At 36.1% G+C, this 1,575-nt stretch carries 1 protein-coding gene; it reads right to left on the bottom strand.

Annotation, left to right across the window (positions count from 1 at the left end; genetic code table 11):
* Positions 1 to 1,160 precede the first annotated feature (1,160 nt).
* Positions 1,161 to 1,385, bottom strand: coding sequence for a hypothetical protein (locus QUA16_RS36610; protein WP_445305429.1), 225 nt, complete (start codon positions 1,383 to 1,385; stop codon positions 1,161 to 1,163).
* Positions 1,386 to 1,575 lie beyond the last annotated feature (190 nt).

The raw sequence follows: 1,575 nt of genomic DNA, 5'->3' as shown, positions 1-1,575 counted from the left end.
ATTTGGTATTTTATCCATCATTACAACTATGTTTTGAGCCAATAAATATCTAATCACTACATATTTATTACTACCAACTTGCCAATAAAGTCTAAATTTAACTCCCGGACAGCATCCCAGAATTTAGAGCGGTAGTAATAGCCATCAGCGACCATTTGGACGTACAGAAGTGGGGAAGAAATAACGAGTATTCTTTAGATGTTGAGCATAGTCATCAACTCTTGTGGTGTCAGGCGTTGAGCTTTGAGGCTCCTGTTTTTTGCGAGATTTCTTAGACCAGCAATTATTCGGATTTTGTGACCGTTTTTTCAGCGGCTTTATTTGAGGACGTGACGGAGTTTGTTGTACGCTTAAGCTATAAGATAAACGAGTCTCAATTTCGACAATAGAAATCACAGAAATTTCCAACCCTGTTCCGATTTGCCAGCTACACCATTATAAAAATAAGCTTTGCCGTCAGTTTTTTTGCCACTTTTTTTAAAAAAATAACAATCAATAACAGCAATAATTGTGTGTTCAGTATTTAAGATTACACGCGAGAAAATATTGATTTAATTGTGGAAGATTAAAGCTTTTGAGAAAGTGAGAACGGTAGGTTTAGTCGCTCAAATAACTATAACGACTGATACCAATTCTATGTGAACTTGCATATAATAGAGAGAGCTTTTATGGTGCGTTTATGAGTCGTAGTCTAAAAATCACAATTGAGTGAGGAAAGTGCAGAATTTTTAGAAAAACAACTAAAAAATACTCGTACTGCAAGCCTTAAAGAACGAATACAAGTATCAATACTTCGGACAGTTTTGGAATAGGGACGCTCCGCGATCAGAGCTAAAAAAGTCACTGGTATCTTAACGAAAAAGACAAAAAAAGGCAGTTTTTACGTTAAGCTCAAAAAACACACGAATTTAAAAAACTGCCTGATGAATATTATTGAATCAATCTTACAACAAATGCCAGGGATTGAGTCTTGCCGCAAAAGAAGTTTATGGTGATTTTATTTTCCACCATTTTACTTGTTTATGGCAAACAATACTCCGGACAGTTTTTGGAACCAGACTACAAGCTTACGCGGCGCAAGGATCATAAATAAAGTCCAATTAAATGCAACTAGCGGGGTGGAGCTGACATTGATTTAATTATCCACAGGGGCTGCGAAGTCAACCGAGAATAAGCCATTGGGTTATATAAAAACTGTCCGGACTATTGATTAATGGTAGTGTCAGAATCCTATCTCTTAGATTTAGTTGCCGATAAAAAGTTTTTTGGGCAGCCATTGCCGGAATTAATAAATCTTCCAGGTGATTCGCGATCACTTCATTTTCTACTTGGGGACGATTTTTTTTATTTGCATGATCTCGGTTGATTCGTTTTTTGCGAATCATAACTGGTTCAATTATGGCTCAAATGCTTGTCCGGTAAAGGTTTCATCCTATTTTACCTTTTTTGGTCTACCCCTTTGACAATTTGCACTTTTTCTTAAATTGTCACAAATGGGTCATTACTCACAAGTTAAGCTAAAAGCACTATTGTCAATGAGTAATTTTACTCATTTTTTACCTGTTGACCCAATTA

This window comes from Microcoleus sp. S13_C3, assembly GCF_036700905.1.
Taxonomy (GTDB): domain Bacteria; phylum Cyanobacteriota; class Cyanobacteriia; order Cyanobacteriales; family Microcoleaceae; genus Microcoleus.
Note: the sequence above shows the minus strand (reverse complement) of the source record. Positions and strands in the feature narration are given on the sequence as shown.